The following is a 17,010-nucleotide window of genomic DNA, read 5'->3' on the forward strand; positions in this document are numbered from 1 at the left end:
AGTGTGCGAAGACGAGGCCATGCAGACCTTCAACATCGATCGTCCTCTCGTCGAAGGACCTCCGGCACCGGCACGCCGGCACGGGTGCCGTCATGGCTGATGCCGCGCCCGTCTCCGTGGCGCTCGCCGACGATGCGCCCCACCTTCTCGTCGTCGACGACGACAGCCGCATCCGCACCCTGCTCTCGCGCTTCCTCACCGAGAACGGCTATCGCGTCACCACCGCCGCCTCCGCCGCCGAGGCGCGGGGGCGGCTCGACGGGCTCACTTTCGACCTGCTGGTGCTGGACGTGATGATGCCGGGGGAGAGCGGGCTCGACCTCGCCCGCGACCTGCGCCGCTCATCCGCGGTGCCCATCCTCATGCTCACCGCCCGCTCGGAGACGGCCGACCGCATCACCGGCCTGGAGGCGGGGGTGGACGACTATCTCGCCAAGCCGTTCGAGCCGCGCGAGCTGCTGCTGCGCATCGGCTCCATCCTGAAGCGGGCGCTACCGCCGGCGCAGAAGGCGATCGAGAGTGTGCGCTTCGGCGAGTTCAGCTTCCACCTGGAGCGCGGCGAGCTCAGCCGCGGCGGCGAGATGGTGCGCATCACCGAGCGTGAGCGCGACATGCTGCGCGCCCTGGCCGAGGAGCCGGGAGAAACGGTTCCGCGCCTTGCCCTCGCCGGCGGCGGAGCGGCCAGCGAGCGCGCCGTCGACGTGCAGGTGAACCGCCTGCGCCGCAAGCTGGAGCGCGATCCCGCCAATCCCATGCATCTCCAGACGGTGCGCGGCATCGGCTATCGCCTGGTGGTGACGCCTTGAGCGTGGCGGAAAGCGGCCCCTCGGGATTCAGGCTGGTCGGAGGCTGGCTGAAGGAGGCCAACACCCGCTTCGCCGCCTGGTTCAACCGGGTGACGCCCAAGGGCCTCTATCCGCGCTCGCTGCTCATCATCGTCACCCCCATGGTGATTCTCCAGTCCGTGGTGGCCTTCGTGTTCATGGAGCGCCACTACAGCACGGTCACGCGCCGCCTCTCCGCCGCCGTCAGCCAGGACATCTCGGCGGTGGTGGCGCTCTACGGCGTGCTGCCGCGGGACAAGGACTTCTCCGCCCTGCGCTCCATCGCCTGGCGCAACCTGCGCCTCAAGGTGGACGTGCTGCCCCCCGCGCCCCTGCCGCCGCCGGGGCCGAAGCCGTTCTTCTCGGTGCTCGACAGCGCCCTGTCCCGGGAGATCGGCGCGCGGGTGAAGGAACCGTTCTGGATCGACACGGTGGGCCGCTCCAACCTCATCGAGGTGCGCATCAAGATGGAGGACGCGGTGCTCCTCGTCTTCGCCCCGCGCAATGCCGCCTACGCCTCCAACTCGCACATCTTCCTGCTCTGGATGGTGGGCACCTCGCTGGTGCTGCTCACCGTGGCCATCCTGTTCCTGCGCAACCAGATCCGCCCCATCGAGAACCTGGCCGACGCCGCCGAGGCCTTCGGCAAGGGGCGGGACGTGGAGAATTTCCGCCCCCGCGGCGCGCGCGAGGTGCGGCGGGCGGCGGTGGCCTTCCTGGAGATGAAACGGCGCATCGAGCGGCAGATCGAGCAGCGCACCACCATGCTCGCGGGCGTCTCCCACGACATGCGCACCATCCTCACCCGCTTCAAGCTGGAGCTGGCCTTCCTGCCCGATGGCGCCGACACCGAGGCGCTGAAGAAGGACGTGGACGAGCTCCAGGGCATGCTGGAAGCCTATCTCGCCTTCGCCCGCGGCGACCCCGGCGAGCAGGCGGCTCTCACCGACATGGGGCAGGTGATCGAGGACCTGCGCCTCAATGCCGAGCGCGACGGCGCCACCGCCGAGGCGAGCTTCATGGGGCCGCCGCTGGTGGAGGTGAAGGGTGACCAGCTCAAGCGCTGCATCGGCAATCTGGTGAACAATGCGGTGCGCCACGCCAGGCGCGTCGCCATCACCGGCACGCGCGACGCCCGCTGGCTGATCGTGACCGTGGACGACGACGGCCCCGGCATTCCCGAGGAGAAGCGGGAGGAAGTATTCCGCCCGTTCCTGCGTCTCGATGACGCGCGCAACCAGGACGACGGCGGGTCCGGGCTCGGCCTCGCCATCGCCCGCGACATCGCCCGCGCCCATGGCGGCGAGGTGCTGCTCGCCGACAGCCCCATGGGCGGCCTGCGGGCCAGCGTGCGCGTCCCGGTGTAGAGTCCCTCAGTCCTGCGGCGCCAGCGTCTCCAGGAAGCGGATGGGCGCGCCGGAGGCGGGGCCAGTGAGCTCGCCTTCCCACATCACCTTGCGGCCGCGCACGAAGGTGCCCACGGGCCAGCCGGTCACCTCCTTGCCATCGTAGGGGGTCCACTTGGCGCGGGAGGCGATCCAGGCGGCGGTGATGGTGGCGCGGCGCTTCAGGTCCACCACCGTGAAGTCCGCGTCGTAGCCCACGGCGATGCGCCCCTTGCCGGCGATGCCGAACAGCCGCGCCGGGCCGGCGCTGGTGAGGTCCACGAAGCGCTCCAGCGTCAGGCGCCCGGCAGCCACGTGGTCGAGCATCAGGGGCACCGTGGTCTGCACGCCGGTCATGCCCGAGGGGCTTTCGGGATAGGGCTTGGCCTTCTCCTCCAGCGTATGGGGGGCATGGTCGGATCCCAGCACGTCCACCACGCCGCTCGCCAGCGCCGCCCACAGGGCGTCGCGATGGCGCGCGCCGCGCACCGGCGGGTTCATCTGCGCCAGGGTGCCGAGGCGCTCGTAGCATTCGGGCGCCGCCATGGTGAGGTGATGGGGCGTCACCTCCACCGAGGCCACGTCGCGGGCATCGGCCAGGAATTCCATCTCCTCCGCCGAGGTGACATGCAGCACGTGCACGCGGGCGCCGGTCTCGCGGGCGAGGGTGACGAGGCGGCGCGTGGCGGTGAGCGCGGCGATCTCGTCACGCCACACCGGGTGGGAGGAGGCATCGCCCGGCACCCGCAGGGGCTTCCTCTCCTGCAGGCGGGGCTCGTCCTCGCAGTGGAAGGCGGCGCGGCGGCGGATCACCTTGAGGATGTTGCGCACGCCATTGTCGTCCGCCACCAGCAGCGAACCGGTGGACGAGCCGATGAAAACCTTGATGCCCGCCGCGCCCGGCAGGCGCTCCAGCTCGGGCAGGTCCTTCACATTGTCGTGGGTGCCGCCCACATAGAAGGCGAAGTCGCAATGCATGCGGGCGGTCGCCCGCGCCACCTTGTCCGCCAGCGCCGCGGCGGAGGTGGTCTGGGGGATGGTGTTGGGCATCTCGAACACGCCCGTCACCCCGCCCATGACGGCGGCAAGCGAGCCTGTCTCCAGGTCTTCCTTCTGCTCCAGGCCCGGCTCGCGGAAATGCACCTGGGTATCGATGACCCCGGGCAGCACGTGCAGGCCCGTGGCATCCACCACCTCGCCCGCGCTCGCGGCGCCGAGGGTGCCGATGGCGCGGATGCGTCCGCCGGAAACGCCGATGTCCGCAACCTGGATGCCGGCGGGCGTGGCGACGGCGCCGCCCTTCAGCAGGAGGTCGAAGGTTGGAGACATTTGGCACTCGCTCTTGCTGGAGATGGGCTCGCGGCCTTAAATCTGGTTTTTATTTTTCTGACAAGGACGGCCCCCATGCCCGTCATTCATTTGACCGATCGTGTGCTCATTCGCGCTTCAGGCCCCGATGCGTCCAAATTCCTCCACGGCGTCATCACCTGCAACGTCGCCACCATGGCGAAGGGGGAGGCCCGCTACGGCGCGCTTCTGACCCCGCAGGGCAAGATCATCTCCGACTTCCTGTTCTATAGCGAAAGCGAGGACGCCTTCCTGTTCGACGTTCCCGCCGAGCGGGCGGAGGACCTGTTGAAGCGCCTCGTCTTCCATCGCCTGCGGGCCAAGGTGGCCTTCGAGACGGCGGACGGCCTCGCGGTGGCCGCCGTGTTCGGCGAGGTGGCCGAGGTGCCCGAGGGCGCGCTTTATGGCGATCCCCGCGTTGCCGCCCTGGGTGGGCGGCTGGTGCTGCCCCGCGCGGCGGCGGAGGCCCTTTCCTCCGATGCGGCCCCCTACGAGGCGCAGCGCATCGCGCTGGGCATCCCCAAGGGCGGTCCCGACTTCACCTATGGCGACACCTTCCCTCACGAGGCCGACATGGACCAGCTCGGAGGCGTGGACTTCAAGAAGGGCTGCTATGTGGGCCAGGAGGTGGTGAGCCGCATGGAGCACCGCTCCACCCCGCGCAACCGGCTGGTGGAGGTGCTGTTCCCGCAGCCGCTGCAAGCGGGGCAGCAGATCACGGCCGGGGACAAGAGCGTGGGGCTGATCTCGTCGGTCACCGAGGGGCGCGGCATCGCCACGGTCCGCCTGGACCGGACTTCCGACGCGAAGGCCGAGAACGTGCCGCTCATGGCCGGCGACGTGGCGGTGGAACTGCGCCGGCCCGACTGGGCCAGCTTCTCCATGGATTGGGAGAAGAAGGTGAGCGAGCTGGACCGCAAGTTCCAGGGGAACTGAGTTCAGGGAAACCGAGGGGGGATGATGGACGAAGTCGCGGCAAGGCCGGTGCGGGCGCCGACCATCCTGCACGCGGATGGTGTGACGCGTTGCTTCTGGTGCGGCACCGACCCGTTCTACATGGCCTATCACGACGACGAATGGGGGGTGCCCGAGCATGACAGCCGGGCCCTGTTCGAGAAGCTGCTGCTGGACGGCTTCCAGGCCGGGCTCTCCTGGATCACCATCCTGCGCAAGCGGGAGAATTTCCGCCGCGCCTTCGACGGCTTCGACCCCGAGGCCGTGGCCCGCTACGACGCGGCCAAGGTGGAGGCGCTGATGCAGGATGCCGGCATCGTGCGCAACCGGGCCAAGGTGGAGGGCGCGGTCCTCTCCGCCCGCGCCTACCTGGACCTGCGGGACAGGGGAATCGCCTTCTCCGACTTCATGTGGGAGGCGGTGGACGGGAATACGAGGCGGAACCGGCCGCAGCGCATCGCCGACATCCCCGCCGAGACGGCGCAATCGCGGGCGCTCTCCAAGCGGCTCAAGGGGCTCGGCTTCAAGTTCGTCGGCCCCACCATCGTCTATGCGGCCATGCAGGCCTGTGGCCTGGTGGACGACCACCTGGCCGGGTGCCATTGCGCCAAGGCGTGAGGCGATACCCCTTCGGGCAAAAAGAAACCCCGCCGTGAGGCGGGGTTTCTTTGATTGGGACCGGGCGTGCCGGCCTATTCGTTGAACAAAGCGGGCTGCTCGGGAGCGGCCGGCTGCTCGCCGCCCTCCTCGGCCCGGTCGGTGCGGGTGCGGAAGCGGCGACGGCGTCCACGCGGGGCGCCCGTCGCCTCGGCGGCTTCAGCCACCTCCTCGCGGGGAGCTTCGGCTTCCACCCGAGGTTCCACCCGAGGCTCCGGACGGGGTTCCTGACGGGGCTCGGGGGCGGCGCGCTCCTTGGTCACGGCCGGCGTGCCGGTGATGAAGGAGGGCAGGCCCAGATCCTGCTCTTCCTCGCGCGGGGGCAGATCGCGGAGGGGAAGGTCGCGGGGGGAGCGGCCTCGCGGGCGGGGCGGGGCGCACGGGGCTGCTCCGCCTCTTCGACGCGCGGCTGGCGCGGAGCCCGCGGCGCGAAGCCCTCGGCGTTGTTGTCGTCGCGATTGCGGCGGCGGAACTCCCGCGGCTCACGCTGTTCGCGGGGCTCGCGCGCCTGCTCCCTGGGCTCGCGCGGCTCCCTGAACTCCCGCTGCTCGCGCGGCTCGCGTTGCTCCCTGGACTCGCGCTGTTCACGGGGCTCGCGCTGCTCCCTGGGCTCCCGCGCCTCGCGGGGCTGGTAGCCCTCGCCATTGTCATCGTCGCGGTTGCGGCGGAAGCCACCCTGGCGGTTGTCGCGCTGCTGGCGGTCGTCGCGTTGCGGGCGGTCGTCGCGCTGCTCGCGCGGTTGGTAGGGCTGCTCGCCGCGACCATAGGGCTGGGGCGCATCCAGGCCGCCGATGTCGTCCATGTCGTCGTCGTCCGCCTCGTCGTCGCGGCCGAAGCCGGGCGGGGGCGCGAACTGGCCCTGGAGGGAGGCGATGAGGCGAAGATAATGCTCGGCGTGCTGCAGGTAGTTCTCCGCCGCCACCGGGTCACCGGAGGATTGGGCGTCGCGGGCGAGCTGCTGGTATTTTTCCGCAACGTGGTGGGCCGTTCCACGCACCTTCACATCCGGCCCGTTGGACTCGTACACCCGTGTCAGGGGGTTCGAGCTGCGCCGGTTGTTGTTGTTGCGGCCGCGCAAACGCTTCTGCTGACCATTTCTCATGTGGATCGATCTCTACTCGCCCGGCGTTCACGCCGCCGTGTGCGCCCGGACGCTCAGCGCCGGTCAAATCCGCATCCCGCCGGGATGTGGGGCCCGGGCGGCGCGCACTGTGCCTCGCAGGGGATGAACGTCAGCTTCGCGAACCCCGCCTGCATCGGCGTTCGCGCTGTTCACGAAAGGCGTCGATCAAGAAGTCTGGATCAGTTTGACCATAGAGCCCAGTTCCGCGCCCCCCAGCACGGCCGCCCAATTCCACGAGACGCAGCGTGGCTTCCCGGCCCGCATGCGTTCAACACCGTGAAGCGATCTCACCTCAGGATGGGATCCCGGCGCAGCATATGCGCGCCTGTGGATCTCACATCCCCAGCGACCGAAATATCCGTTTGAGATTTCGGAAGCCCGCCTCGACCCCTCGGGGCCGACGCCTCGGTTCGATTCCTGAGATTGACACTAGCGATTTCGGTCTGATGTTCCAAGCGCTTTTTTCGCACCTGCACGCTCCGCGCCCCGGCCGATGCAGCCGGGCCACACCTTTGGGCGCCTCAGGCGATCCGGGCGGCGAGGGCGCGCGGCACGCCGCCGAGGTCCCGCCGGGCCGGGCCGCACACCGCAAGTCCCCGGGCGCGGAGGAGCGCCGCGACGCTCGCCTCCTGCCCCGCGCCCAGTTCGAGCACCGCGCCGCCGCCGGGGCGCAGCAGACGGGGCAGGCCGGCGGCGATGGCGCGGTAGGCGTCGAGGCCGTCCTCGCCCGCCACCAGGGCCAGCGCCGGATCGAACAGGCGCACCTCGCGCGACAGGCCCGCCATCTCCCCGGCGGTGATGTAGGGCGGGTTGGAGACCACGAGGTCGAAGCCGCCCGCCAGCGCCGCCCCCCAGTCGCCCACCAGCACCGATGCGCGCGGGGTGAGGCCGGCCCGGGCGAGATTGTCCCGGGCCGTGCGCGCCGCGCCCTCGGAGCGGTCGAGGCCGATGCCGGTCGCGCGGGGGCGCTCCAGCAGCAAGGCGGCGAGAATTGCGCCTGTCCCGGTGCCCAGATCGAGGATTCGGAGCGGCACGGCGACATCCGGGAACATGTCGAGGGCCGCCTCCACCACGGTTTCCGTGTCCGGGCGCGGCTCCAGCGTGTCCGGCGAGAGCAGGAGGTCGAGGCTCCAGAAGGCGCGGTGGCCGAGGATCCGTCCCACCGGCTCGCCGGCGGCGCGGCGGGCGAGGAAGGCTTCGGCCGCCGCCTCGGCCGCCGCCGGCACCGGTTCTTCGCCCCGCGTGAACAGGTCGCCGGGGTCGGTGGCGAGGGCGTGGGCCAGGAGCAGGCGCGCATCGAGGTCGGGCGTCTGGCAGCCCGCGGCCGCCAGCGCCGTCGTCATCCGGCGGCGCAGGATCGCGATGGCGGGGGCGTCAGACACGGGGGAGGCCGCGCACGGCGTCACGCCTCCTCGGCGGCCGCGAGCAAGGCGGCCTGGTGCTCAGTGAGCAGCGGATCGATGATCTCGTCGAGCGCCGTGCCGGCCATCACCTCCTCCAGCTTGTAGAGGGTGAGGTTGATGCGGTGGTCGCTGACGCGGCCCTGCGGGAAGTTGTAGGTGCGGATGCGCTCGGAGCGGTCGCCGGACCCCACCTGCCCCTTGCGCTCGGCGGCCCGGCCGGCTTCCTTCTTCTGGCGCTCGTCGTCGAGGAGGCGGGCGCGCAGCAGGGCCATGGCCCTGGCCTTGTTGCGGTGCTGGGAGCGCTCGTCCTGCACCGCCACCACGGTGTTGGTGGGCAGGTGGGTGATGCGCACCGCGCTTTCCGTCTTGTTCACGTGCTGGCCGCCGGCGCCCTGGGCGCGGTACACGTCGATGCGCAGGTCGGCCTCGTTGATGTCCACGTCCACCTCCTCCGCCTCCGGCAGGACGGCGACGGTGGCGGCGGAGGTGTGGATGCGCCCGCCCGCCTCGGTGGCGGGGACGCGCTGCACCCGGTGCACGCCACTCTCGAACTTCAGCCGCGCGTAGGCGCCGCGCCCGTGCACCGCGGCGACGATTTCCTTGAAGCCGCCCATGGTACCCTCGCTCTCGGCGAGCACCTCCACGCTCCAGCCCTTCTCGGCAGCGTAGCGCGTGTACATGCGGTACAAGTCGCCGGCGAACAGGGCCGCCTCGTCGCCGCCGGTGCCGGCGCGCACCTCCAGGATGACGCCGCGCTCGTCCATGGCGTCCTTGGGCAGCAGGGCGAGGCGGACGGCGGTGGCGAGCTCGCCGATCCGATCCTCGAGCCGTTCCACCTCCGCCTCGGCCAGCGACCGCATCTCGGGATCCGCGGCGGATTCGGCGAGGAGCTCGTGCGCCCCTTCCAGGTCATGCTCGGCGCCGCGCAGGGCGCGCACCTGCTCCACCACCGGGGAGAGGTCGGAGAATTCACGGCCGAGGCGCACATATTCCTCGCCCTCCGCGCCGGCGGACAGGGCGGCCTCGATCTCGGCATGGCGCGCGACCAGCTGGTCGAGCTTGGCGGTGGGCAGCACGGTCATGACCAAAGCGTTTTCAGCAAAAGTGGATACCCGGTCTTGCGTTCCAAGAACGCGTTCAAGGCTGTGCCCAGGGCGCGATCCGATCGGCGCGTGCTCTAGAGCGGCAGGCCGCTCGCCTTGGCGAAGGCGGTGAGGGCGGCGCGCGGATCGGCCGTTCCGGAATGGTCCTCCAGCATGGGCAGGAGGATGCGGCGGGCGGCGGAGACGTCCAGCTCCAGCATCATCGCCTTCACCGGGCCGATGGCCGCCGGCGACACCGACAGCGCCCGGTAGCCCAGCGCGGCGAGCGCCACCGCCTCCAGCGGTCGCGAGGCGAGCTCGCCGCAGAGCGTCACCGGCTTGCCGTGGCGCAGGCCCGCCTCCGCCACCATGCGGAACGCCCGCAGCGCCGGGGGAGACAGGGGGTCGAACCGGTCCGCCACCCGCACGTTGGAGCGGTCGGCCGCATACAGGAACTGCACCAGATCGTTGGAGCCCACCGACAGGAAGTCGGCGCGCGACAGGATCTCGTCCAGCTGGAAGAGGAGCGAGGGCACCTCCACCATGGCTCCGACGAACACCTTTTCCGGCAAGCCATGGCCATGCTTGCGCAGGTGGGTCAGCTCGCGCTCGACGATGGCGCGGGCGCGGTCGAACTCGTCCACGGCCGCCACCATGGGGAACATGAGGCGCAGCTCGCGTCCCGACCCGGCGCGCAACAGCGCTCGCACCTGGCTGCGCAGCAGGCCCGGCCGGTCGAGGCCGAGGCGGATGGCGCGCCAGCCCAGGGCCGGGTTCTCTTCCTCCACCGTGCGCATATAGGGCAGCACCTTGTCGCCGCCGATGTCGAGGGTGCGGAAAGTGACGGGCCGGTCTCCGGCCGCGTCCAGCACCGCGCGGTAGAGCTTCAACTGCTCGGAGATGCGCGGAAAGGCCGAGGCGATCATGAACTGCAGCTCGGTGCGGAACAGGCCGATGCCCGCCGCGCCCGTCTCGGCGATGTGCGGCAGGTCCACCAGCAGGCCGGCATTGAGGTGCAGGTCCACGTGCACCCCGTCCTTGGTGACGGAGGGGCGGGTGCGCAAGGCGGCGTACTGGGCCTGGCGGCGGGCGCGGAAGCGCACCTTCTCCGCATAGGCCTCCTCCACGTCGCCGGGCGGGCGCAGATGCACCTCGCCCGCCTGCCCGTCCACGATCATCGGGTCGCCGGGGTCGGCAAGGCCCGCGGCATTCTCCACCTGCCCGACGGCGGCGATGCCCAGCGCCCGCGCGACGATGGTGACGTGGCTGGTGGTGCCGCCTTCCTCCAGGACCAGGCCGCGGATGCGCGAGCGGTCATAGTCGAGGAGCGCCGCCGGGCTCATGTTGCGGGCGACGAGAATGGCGTTCTCCGGCAGCGCCTCGCGCTCCGGGCCGCGGTTGCGGCCGGTCAGCTCGCGCAGCAGGCGGTTGGCCAGGTCGTCCAGGTCGTGCAGGCGCTCGCGCAGATAGGGGTCGGAGGCGCGCATCATGCGGGCGCGGGTATCCGACTGCACCCGCTCCACCGCGCCCTCGGCGGTGAGGCCGGAGAGCACGGCCTCGCGCATCTTGTGCATCCAGCCGCGGTCGTGGGCGAACATGCGGTAGGCCTCGAGGATGTCGCGATGCTCGCCGGCCTTGGCGAGGCCGTCATCCTCCAGCATGACGTCGATGGAATGCCGGAGCTTGCCGATGGCGGCATCGAGCCGGGCGGTCTCCTTCACCACGTCGTCGGCGATGACGTTGGTCACCTTGACGCGCGGCTCGTGCAGGACCACGTGGCCGAGGCCCAGCCCGTCGGCCAGCGCCACCCCCTTCAGGTGCAGCGGCCGGCGGATGGCGGGCTCGGCGCCGGGCTTGGCCAGCGCGGTGAGCTCGCCCGAGGCGATCATCTCCGCCAGCACCATGGCGGTGGTCTGGAGCGCCTCGATCTCCTCTTCCGTGTAGGTGCGCCGCGCCCGGTTCTGCACCACCAGCACGCCCAGCGTGTTGCCGGCGCGCAGGATCGGCACGCCGAGGAAGGAATTGTAGACCTCTTCCCCGGTTTCCGGCCGGTAGGCGAATTCGGGGTGGGCCTGGGCGTCGGACAAGGCGAGGGATTCCGCCTCGCGGGCGACGTGGCCGACCAGGCCTTCGTCCACCCGCATGACGGTAAGATGAACTGCATCCCGGTTCAGGCCCTCGGTGGCATAAAGCTCGAGGGTCTGGTCCACACGCAGCACATAGACCGAGCAGACCTCCGCCACCATGTTGGCGGCGATCAGCACCACGATCTTGTCGAGGCGGTCCTGCGCGCTGACCGGCTCCGCCATCACCTCGCGGAGGCGCCGGAGCAAAACGCGCGGACCGCCGAGCGCGCCACGCATCGGCCGCATCCTTAAAGTGTCGGCGGGCTCAAGTCCCGCGGGGCTCTCGAACGAACGGCGCGCCCCGCGGTCCGCCCTCAGCTGTCGAGCCCGTATAGCGAATGGAGAGTCCGAACCGCAAGTTCGGTATAAGCCGCATCGATCAGGAAGGAGATCTTGATCTCCGACGTGGTGATCGCCCGGATGTTGATCCCCTTGCCGGCGAGGGCCTCGAACGCCTGCGCGGCAACGCCGGCGTGCGAGCGCATGCCGATGCCGATCACCGAGACCTTGGTCACGTCGCTCGCGCCCTCCAGCGACTGGAAGGCGATGGAATCCCTCGCCTTCTCGATCACCGCCTTGGCCCGTTCGAAGTCGGCGGTGGGCACGGTGAAGGTGATGTCGGTGTAGCCATCGGCCGACACGTTCTGCACGATCATGTCCACGTTGATGTGGCTTTCCGCCAGCGGCCCGAACACGGCGGCGGCGATGCCGGGCTTGTCGGCCACCCGGCGGATGGAGACCTGGGCTTCGTCCTTGGAGAAGGCGATGCCGGTGACCACCTGCGATTCCATCTGGCTTGCCACGATCTCCTCCTCGTCGCAGATGAGCGTTCCGGCCTTCTCCACCTCGCCCATTTCCGGGGCGTCGGGGTCGACGAGGCTGGAGCGCACGAAGGTGCGCACATTATGCACCATGGCGAGCTCCACGGAGCGCACCTGCAGCACCTTGGCCCCCAGGGAGGCCATTTCCAGCATTTCCTCGAAGGCGATGCGGTCGAGCCGGCGGGCCTTGGGCACCACCCGCGGGTCGGTGGTGTAGACGCCGTCCACGTCCGTATAGATGTCGCACCGCTCCGCCTTGAGGGCGGCCGCGACCGCCACGGCGGAGGTGTCCGAACCGCCGCGGCCGAGCGTGGTGAGGCGGCCGGTGGGCAGGTGGACCCCCTGGAAACCGGCGATCACCGCCACCTCGCCACCGTCGACGGCGGCCCCGAGCTTCTCCCCGTCGATGTCGAGGATGCGGGCGGTGCCGTGGGCGTCGTCGGTGGAGATGGGGATCTGCCAGCCCTGCCAGGAGCGGGCGTCGATGCCCACTTCCTGCAGCGCGATGGCGAGCAGCCCCGAGGTCACCTGCTCGCCGGAGGCGACGACCGCGTCATATTCGCGCGTGTCGTAAAGGGCGGAGGCGTCCTTGCACCAGCCCACCAGCTCGTTGGTCTTGCCGGACATGGCCGAAACCACCACCGCCACCTTATAGCCGGCCGCCACTTCGCGCTTCACATGGCGCGCCACGTTGCGGATGCGATCGATATTGGCGACCGAGGTGCCGCCGAACTTCATCACCAGCCGAGCCATCGCTCGTGCCTTTCTTCGCCTGGAAAACCCTTCGGGAGACGCGTTGGCGGCCCGCGCGGCGGCGGGCCCAGGCCGGCGTCATTTTCGCCGGCTTGGCTCCATGCGGCGCGCTGTGGCGCGCGGGACGAGGCGAGTGGAAGTGGCCGAGCGGAACATTGCCAATACGTCCTGCCGCACGGGTTCGCATGAGGTCGCGCGGCTTGTTGGGGCGCCTCCATAGCGGCAACCGTGCGCCGGGGCAACCATCCGCGCGCAAGTCGGGCGGGGAGGGGCGGGGAACAAGTCCGCGACGGGTCTTGCCGCGCCCTCGCTCTTGCCCGGCCCGGTGGCCTCGGCCATGAAGCGGGCATGACCCGCGATCCTGATCCCTTCCGCCTCGATCCTCGCCTCGCTGCCGACGGCACCGCCGTGGGCGGGCTTGTCCTGTGCCACCTTTACCTTGTGGATGACGCCCGCTTCTTCTGGGTGGTCCTGGTGCCGCGCCGGCCGGGGGCCGTGGAGATCATCGATCTCGATCCGGCCGACCGCCCGCGCCTGATGGAGGAGATCGCCGCGGTCTCGCAGGCGGTAAAGGCGGTGTCGGGCTGCGCCAAGCTCAACGTGGCGGCGCTGGGCAACATGGTGCCGCAGCTCCATGTGCACGTGATCGGCCGCAATCCGGGCGATGCCGCATGGCCGGGGCCGGCGTTCGGCGCCGGCATCCGCGAGCCCCTGGAGCCGGGCGCGCGCGCCGCCCGGCTTGCCGCCCTGCGGGACCGTCTTTCCCCAACGTAGCGTGGCGCGCCGACCCGACCGGCACGCCTTGCCTCCCCGCTGCCCGCATGCGACCGTCCCGTCAGCATCGGCGCGCCGGCGGCGCGCGTTGTTCTTCCAGGGTCAGCCCCGCTTCAGGATCAGCCCCGCTTCATGTCCGTCATCATCCGTCCCGAACTCGGCGCATGGCCGGCCCTCGGCTATGTCGGCAGTCCCCTCGACCGTGCGGCCCATCTGCGCGCCACCGCCGGCGACCTCATCGCGGACCCGGCCGCGCGCTTCTATCTGCTCGGCGGCGAATTGGTGGCGATGAAGGGCGCGGAAGCCCCGTTCGACCCGCTGTTCCTGCACGGGGAAGCCCGGGCGCGGGGGCGGGGGGAGCCGCTCTTCCTCGGACTTGCGGACGGCGCGCCGCGCTTCGCCTTTTCCTTCGATCCCGGCCTCAGGGAGATACTGGAAGGCGAGGGGCTGAAGGTTCTGGACCTGCGTTCCATCGCGGTGGGCGGGCTGGTGGCGGCGGACCATCTGGGGCCGGTCGCCAGTGGCAAGGCGCTGCTCGCCTGGCACGGCCGGCACGGCTTCTGCGCCAATTGCGGCCAGGCCAGCCGCATCGTGGACCAGGGGTGGCGGCGGGATTGCCCCTCCTGCGGGACCCAGCACTTCCCGCGCACCGATCCGGTGGTGATCATGCTGACGGCGGCGGGCGACCGGTGCCTGCTCGGCCGCCAGCCGCATTTCGCGCCCGGCATGTGGTCCTGCCTCGCCGGATTCGTCGAGCCGGGGGAGAGCATCGAGGAGGCGGTGCGGCGCGAGACGCTGGAGGAGGCGGGCATCGCCACCGGGCGGGTCACCTACCGCACCTGCCAGCCCTGGCCCTTCCCCATGTCGCTGATGATCGGCTGCCTCGCGCAGGCGACGAGCCGGGACATCGTCATCGACCGCAACGAGCTGGAAGACGCGCGCTGGTTCGACCGGGACGAGGTGGCGCTGATGCTCGCCCGCACCCATCCGGACGGCCTGTTCGTGCCGCCGCCCGTCGCCATCGCGCACCACCTCATCCGCGCCTTCGTCGAAGGCATCCATGCCTGATCGGGCCGCGACCGAGCCGCTCCGGCCGGAACACCGGCCCTTGGCCCTGCTGCGGCGGATCCGCAATCGCCTCTTTCCCGATCCCCGGCGCGGGACCCGTCCGCCGCGCCGCCCGTCCTCGCTGGTCTACGGCCTCGATGACGCCGTTCCCCCGGCGGCCCTCGTGCCGCTCGCCGCCCAGCACGCCATGCTGGCGGTCACCTTCCTGATCTATCCGGTGCTGGCGGCCACCGAGGCCCGGCTGCCCGCCGACCAGATGTCCTCCATGCTCTCGGCCTGTGCCATGAGCATCGGCATTGCCACCGTCATCCAGTGCCTGCGCACGCGCATCGGCTCGGGGTACCTGGCCGTGCACATTCCCGCCCCCGGGGCGATCCCGCTCGCGGTGCAGGCGCTGTCGCTGGGCGGGCTCGGCCTCATGGCAATGACCACGCTGCTGGTGGGCATCTGCCAGCTGTTCGTGGCGCGCCTGGTGCGGCCGTTGCGCGTGCTGCTGCCGCCCGAGGTGTGCGGCGTGGCGGTGAGCATGCTGGGCGTGTCCCTCGCCAGCCCGGCGCTCCGGCGGGCGCTTGGCCTTGATCACGGGCCGGGGGTCGGGGAGAACGCCTCCATCGCCAGCCTCGCCACGGTGGGCATCATCGTCGCCGTCACCGTGTTCGCGCCGCGACGGCTGAAGCTGTTCGCCGTCTTCGCCGGCGCCGGCATCGGCTGGGCGCTCGCGCTCTTCCTCGGGGTGGGGCACCCCAATGCCGAGGCGGCGATCGCCGCGGCGCCTTTGGTCGCCCTGCCCACGCTCACCCTGCCATCGTTCAGCTTCGCCCCGTCCCTGTTCCCGCTGATGGCGCTCCTGGTGCTGATGAACCTCGTGGACGTGCTCTCGGTCATGGTCTCGCTGGAGAAGATGAACGATGCCGACTGGCGGCGCGCCGACATGCCGGCGGTGCAGCGGGCGGTGACCACCTGCGGCATCGGCAACATCCTGAACGGCCTCACCACCGGCTTCCAGGCCGGGCTGTCCTCGTCCTCGGTGGGCCTTGCCTTCGCCACCCAGTCAACGGCGAGGGTCATCGGCGTGCTCGCCGGGGTGATGATCTTCGCCATCGCCTTCCTGCCGAAGGCCATCGTTGCGCTCACCCTCATCCCCTCGCCGGTGATCGGCGGTATCCTGCTCTACACGTCCGCTTACCTGGTGGTGGCCGGCATGGATCTCGTCACCTCCCGACGCCTCAGCGAGCGGCGGGTGTTCGTGGTGGGCCTGTCGGTGCTGGCCGGGCTCTCGGTGGCCCTCCTGCCGCTGGTGACGCAGCTTCCGCCAGTGCTGCAGCCGCTCTTCTCCACGCCGTTGTCGGCCGGGGCCATCTGCGCCATCGTCCTCAACCTGCTGTTCCGCATCGGCATCGCGCAGGAGGCGGGGGAGATCGTGCCGGACAGCGCCCACGCCTTTCCCTATGCGCGGGACTTCCTGGAACGGCACGGCGACGACTGGGGCGCGCGCCGGGACGTCATCGCCGCCGCCATCCCCACGGTGGCCCAGGCGCTGGAGCTGGTGGCCGACAGCGGCATCGCCGAGGGCCCCATCGAGCTGCGCGCCCGTTTCGACGAGACCCATCTCGACGTGTTCATCGTCTATGAGGGCGAGGTGGTGGAGCCGCCCAAGCAGCGGCCGTCGCCGGAGGCCCTGCTCGGGGATGCGAAGGAGCAGGCATCCTTCGCCGCCTGGATGCTGAAGCGCCTGTCCGACGACGTACGCTTCGGCAGCGTCGGCGGAAAGGCGCGCATTTCCCTGCGCTTCGACCACTGAGCCGGGGGCGGCCCGGGCGGCCTCGGCTCAGTAGGTCTCTTCCGAGCTCGGCAGGCTCGCCCGGTAGGGATGGGCGGGGTAGACGCCGAGAATGCGCAGCTCGCGCGAGAAGAAGGCGAGCTCCTCCAGGGCCAGCTTCACCGGCCGGTCGTCCGGGTGGCCGTCCACGTCGGCATAGAACTGGGTGGCGGTGAAGTGCCCGTCCATCTGGTAGGATTCGAGCTTGGTCATGTTCACGCCGTTGGTGGCGAAGCCGCCGAGCGCCTTGTAGAGGGCCGCCGGCACGTTGCGCACGCGGAACACGAAGGTGGTGATCACCGGCCCGTTGCCGGCCGTCGCCCAGTCCCCGTCGCGGGAAAGGATGATGAAGCGCGTGGTGTTGTGCGCCTCGTCCTCGATGTTCTCGGCGAGGATGTCGAGCCCGTAGATCTCCGCGGCAAGGCGCGAGGCGATGGCGGCGCGGGTCACGTCGCGCGCTTCCGCGATCTCGCGGGCCGAGCCGGCCGTGTCGGCGCCGATCACCGGCGTGAGGTTGAGGGTGCGGATGACCTTGCGGCACTGGCCGAGGGCCATCACGTGGCTCTGGGCGGTCTTGATGGTGGCGAGGCTGGCTCCCTTCACGCCCATGAGCTGGTGGGAGAGGGGCAGGAAATACTCGCCCACGATGTTCAGGCTGGACCGCGGCATGAGGTGGTGGATGTCCGCCACCCGCCCCGCCACCGAATTCTCGATGGGGATCATGGCATAGCCGGCGGCGCCACCCTCGACGCCGGCGAAGGCGTCCTCGAAGGTGGCGCAGGGCACCGCCTCGAAATCCGGGAACGCCTCGCGGCAGGCGATGTGCGAATTGGCGCCGGGCTCGCCCTGAAAGGTGATGCGGCGGATCATGGGT

At 70.6% G+C, this 17,010-nt stretch carries 15 protein-coding genes; 7 read left to right on the forward strand and 8 right to left on the reverse strand.

Translation table 11 applies throughout. The annotated features are described in order from the left end of the window. The first annotated feature begins 92 nt into the window (after nucleotides 1–92). Nucleotides 93–806 carry a response regulator gene (locus EZH22_RS11150; RefSeq protein WP_203195689.1) on the forward strand — a complete coding sequence of 238 codons (714 nt, stop codon included), beginning with the start codon at nucleotides 93–95 and terminating at the stop codon, nucleotides 804–806. Next, a complete protein-coding gene (locus EZH22_RS11155) occupies nucleotides 803–2,191 on the forward strand; it encodes an ATP-binding protein (RefSeq protein ID WP_408647690.1) in 1,389 nt (462 codons plus the stop codon). Before EZH22_RS11150 ends, EZH22_RS11155 begins: the two co-directional genes overlap by 4 nt. A gap of 6 nt (nucleotides 2,192–2,197) precedes the next feature. Here EZH22_RS11155 and EZH22_RS11160 read toward each other — a convergent pair whose 3' ends face one another. Then, nucleotides 2,198–3,538 (reverse strand): dihydroorotase, encoded by a 1,341-nt coding sequence (locus tag EZH22_RS11160; RefSeq protein WP_203195690.1) that lies wholly within the window; start codon nucleotides 3,536–3,538, stop codon nucleotides 2,198–2,200. A gap of 75 nt (nucleotides 3,539–3,613) precedes the next feature. Here EZH22_RS11160 and ygfZ point away from each other — a divergent pair, with 75 nt between their 5' ends. Both ygfZ and EZH22_RS11170 read left to right on the forward strand, forming a co-directional pair. Next, nucleotides 3,614–4,492 (forward strand): CAF17-like 4Fe-4S cluster assembly/insertion protein YgfZ, encoded by an 879-nt coding sequence (gene ygfZ / locus EZH22_RS11165; RefSeq protein ID WP_203195691.1) that lies wholly within the window; start codon nucleotides 3,614–3,616, stop codon nucleotides 4,490–4,492. A 21-nt stretch (nucleotides 4,493–4,513) separates the two neighbouring features. Then, on the forward strand, nucleotides 4,514–5,128 hold the full coding sequence (locus tag EZH22_RS11170) for a DNA-3-methyladenine glycosylase I (RefSeq protein WP_231711424.1): 615 nt from the start codon (nucleotides 4,514–4,516) through the stop codon (nucleotides 5,126–5,128). 74 nt (nucleotides 5,129–5,202) lie between these two features. Here EZH22_RS11170 and EZH22_RS11175 read toward each other — a convergent pair whose 3' ends face one another. The 6 genes from EZH22_RS11175 to EZH22_RS11200 form a co-directional block, all read right to left on the reverse strand. Next, nucleotides 5,203–5,373: a hypothetical protein gene (locus tag EZH22_RS11175; protein ID WP_203195692.1), complete on the reverse strand. Its 171-nt coding sequence runs from the start codon at nucleotides 5,371–5,373 to the stop codon at nucleotides 5,203–5,205. 53 nt (nucleotides 5,374–5,426) lie between these two features. Further along, nucleotides 5,427–6,269 (reverse strand): DUF4167 domain-containing protein, encoded by an 843-nt coding sequence (locus EZH22_RS11180; RefSeq protein ID WP_203195693.1) that lies wholly within the window; start codon nucleotides 6,267–6,269, stop codon nucleotides 5,427–5,429. 542 nt (nucleotides 6,270–6,811) lie between these two features. Continuing rightward, nucleotides 6,812–7,672 (reverse strand): peptide chain release factor N(5)-glutamine methyltransferase, encoded by an 861-nt coding sequence (gene prmC / locus EZH22_RS11185; RefSeq protein ID WP_203195694.1) that lies wholly within the window; start codon nucleotides 7,670–7,672, stop codon nucleotides 6,812–6,814. A gap of 20 nt (nucleotides 7,673–7,692) precedes the next feature. Continuing rightward, a complete protein-coding gene (gene prfA / locus EZH22_RS11190) occupies nucleotides 7,693–8,775 on the reverse strand; it encodes a peptide chain release factor 1 (protein WP_203195695.1) in 1,083 nt (360 codons plus the stop codon). 95 nt (nucleotides 8,776–8,870) lie between these two features. After that, a complete protein-coding gene (gene ptsP, locus EZH22_RS11195; protein WP_203195696.1) occupies nucleotides 8,871–11,138 on the reverse strand; it encodes a phosphoenolpyruvate--protein phosphotransferase in 2,268 nt (755 codons plus the stop codon). 77 nt (nucleotides 11,139–11,215) lie between these two features. Beyond that, nucleotides 11,216–12,475 (reverse strand): aspartate kinase, encoded by a 1,260-nt coding sequence (locus EZH22_RS11200; RefSeq protein ID WP_203195697.1) that lies wholly within the window; start codon nucleotides 12,473–12,475, stop codon nucleotides 11,216–11,218. A gap of 348 nt (nucleotides 12,476–12,823) precedes the next feature. Between EZH22_RS11200 and EZH22_RS11205 the strand changes: the two genes are divergently transcribed. From EZH22_RS11205 to EZH22_RS11215, 3 genes are all read left to right on the forward strand, one after another. Next, entirely contained in the window at nucleotides 12,824–13,249 is a 426-nt protein-coding gene (locus EZH22_RS11205; protein WP_203195698.1) for an HIT family protein, read from the forward strand. A gap of 132 nt (nucleotides 13,250–13,381) precedes the next feature. Beyond that, nucleotides 13,382–14,317, forward strand: a complete 936-nt coding sequence (nudC, locus tag EZH22_RS11210; protein WP_203195699.1) for an NAD(+) diphosphatase — start codon at nucleotides 13,382–13,384, stop codon at nucleotides 14,315–14,317. Then, nucleotides 14,310–16,118 carry a solute carrier family 23 protein gene (locus EZH22_RS11215; RefSeq protein ID WP_203195700.1) on the forward strand — a complete coding sequence of 603 codons (1,809 nt, stop codon included), beginning with the start codon at nucleotides 14,310–14,312 and terminating at the stop codon, nucleotides 16,116–16,118. The genes nudC and EZH22_RS11215 overlap by 8 nt, the downstream gene beginning before the upstream one ends. Before the next feature lie 27 nt (nucleotides 16,119–16,145). Here the strand turns inward: EZH22_RS11215 and EZH22_RS11220 are convergent, their stop codons facing one another. Next, a complete protein-coding gene (locus tag EZH22_RS11220; RefSeq protein WP_203195701.1) occupies nucleotides 16,146–17,006 on the reverse strand; it encodes a prephenate dehydratase in 861 nt (286 codons plus the stop codon). Nucleotides 17,007–17,010: the final 4 nt, after the last annotated feature.

It is taken from the genome of Xanthobacter dioxanivorans (assembly GCF_016807805.1).
Classification (GTDB): domain Bacteria; phylum Pseudomonadota; class Alphaproteobacteria; order Rhizobiales; family Xanthobacteraceae; genus Xanthobacter; species Xanthobacter dioxanivorans.

Bases quoted from the DNA above. Each gene is read 5' to 3' on its own strand.
- EZH22_RS11150 (WP_203195689.1), top strand. From the start codon at position 93: ATGGCTGATGCCGCGCCCGTCTCCGTGGCGCTCGCCGACGATGCGCCC.
- EZH22_RS11160 (WP_203195690.1), bottom strand. From the start codon at position 3,538: ATGTCTCCAACCTTCGACCTCCTGCTGAAGGGCGGCGCCGTCGCCACG.
- ygfZ (WP_203195691.1), top strand. From the start codon at position 3,614: ATGCCCGTCATTCATTTGACCGATCGTGTGCTCATTCGCGCTTCAGGC.
- EZH22_RS11170 (WP_231711424.1), top strand. From the start codon at position 4,514: ATGATGGACGAAGTCGCGGCAAGGCCGGTGCGGGCGCCGACCATCCTG.
- EZH22_RS11180 (WP_203195693.1), bottom strand. From the start codon at position 6,269: ATGAGAAATGGTCAGCAGAAGCGTTTGCGCGGCCGCAACAACAACAAC.
- prfA (WP_203195695.1), bottom strand. From the start codon at position 8,775: ATGACCGTGCTGCCCACCGCCAAGCTCGACCAGCTGGTCGCGCGCCAT.
- ptsP (WP_203195696.1), bottom strand. From the start codon at position 11,138: ATGCGTGGCGCGCTCGGCGGTCCGCGCGTTTTGCTCCGGCGCCTCCGC.
- EZH22_RS11200 (WP_203195697.1), bottom strand. From the start codon at position 12,475: ATGGCTCGGCTGGTGATGAAGTTCGGCGGCACCTCGGTCGCCAATATC.
- EZH22_RS11205 (WP_203195698.1), top strand. From the start codon at position 12,824: ATGACCCGCGATCCTGATCCCTTCCGCCTCGATCCTCGCCTCGCTGCC.
- nudC (WP_203195699.1), top strand. From the start codon at position 13,382: ATGTCCGTCATCATCCGTCCCGAACTCGGCGCATGGCCGGCCCTCGGC.
- EZH22_RS11215 (WP_203195700.1), top strand. From the start codon at position 14,310: ATGCCTGATCGGGCCGCGACCGAGCCGCTCCGGCCGGAACACCGGCCC.
- EZH22_RS11220 (WP_203195701.1), bottom strand. From the start codon at position 17,006: ATGATCCGCCGCATCACCTTTCAGGGCGAGCCCGGCGCCAATTCGCAC.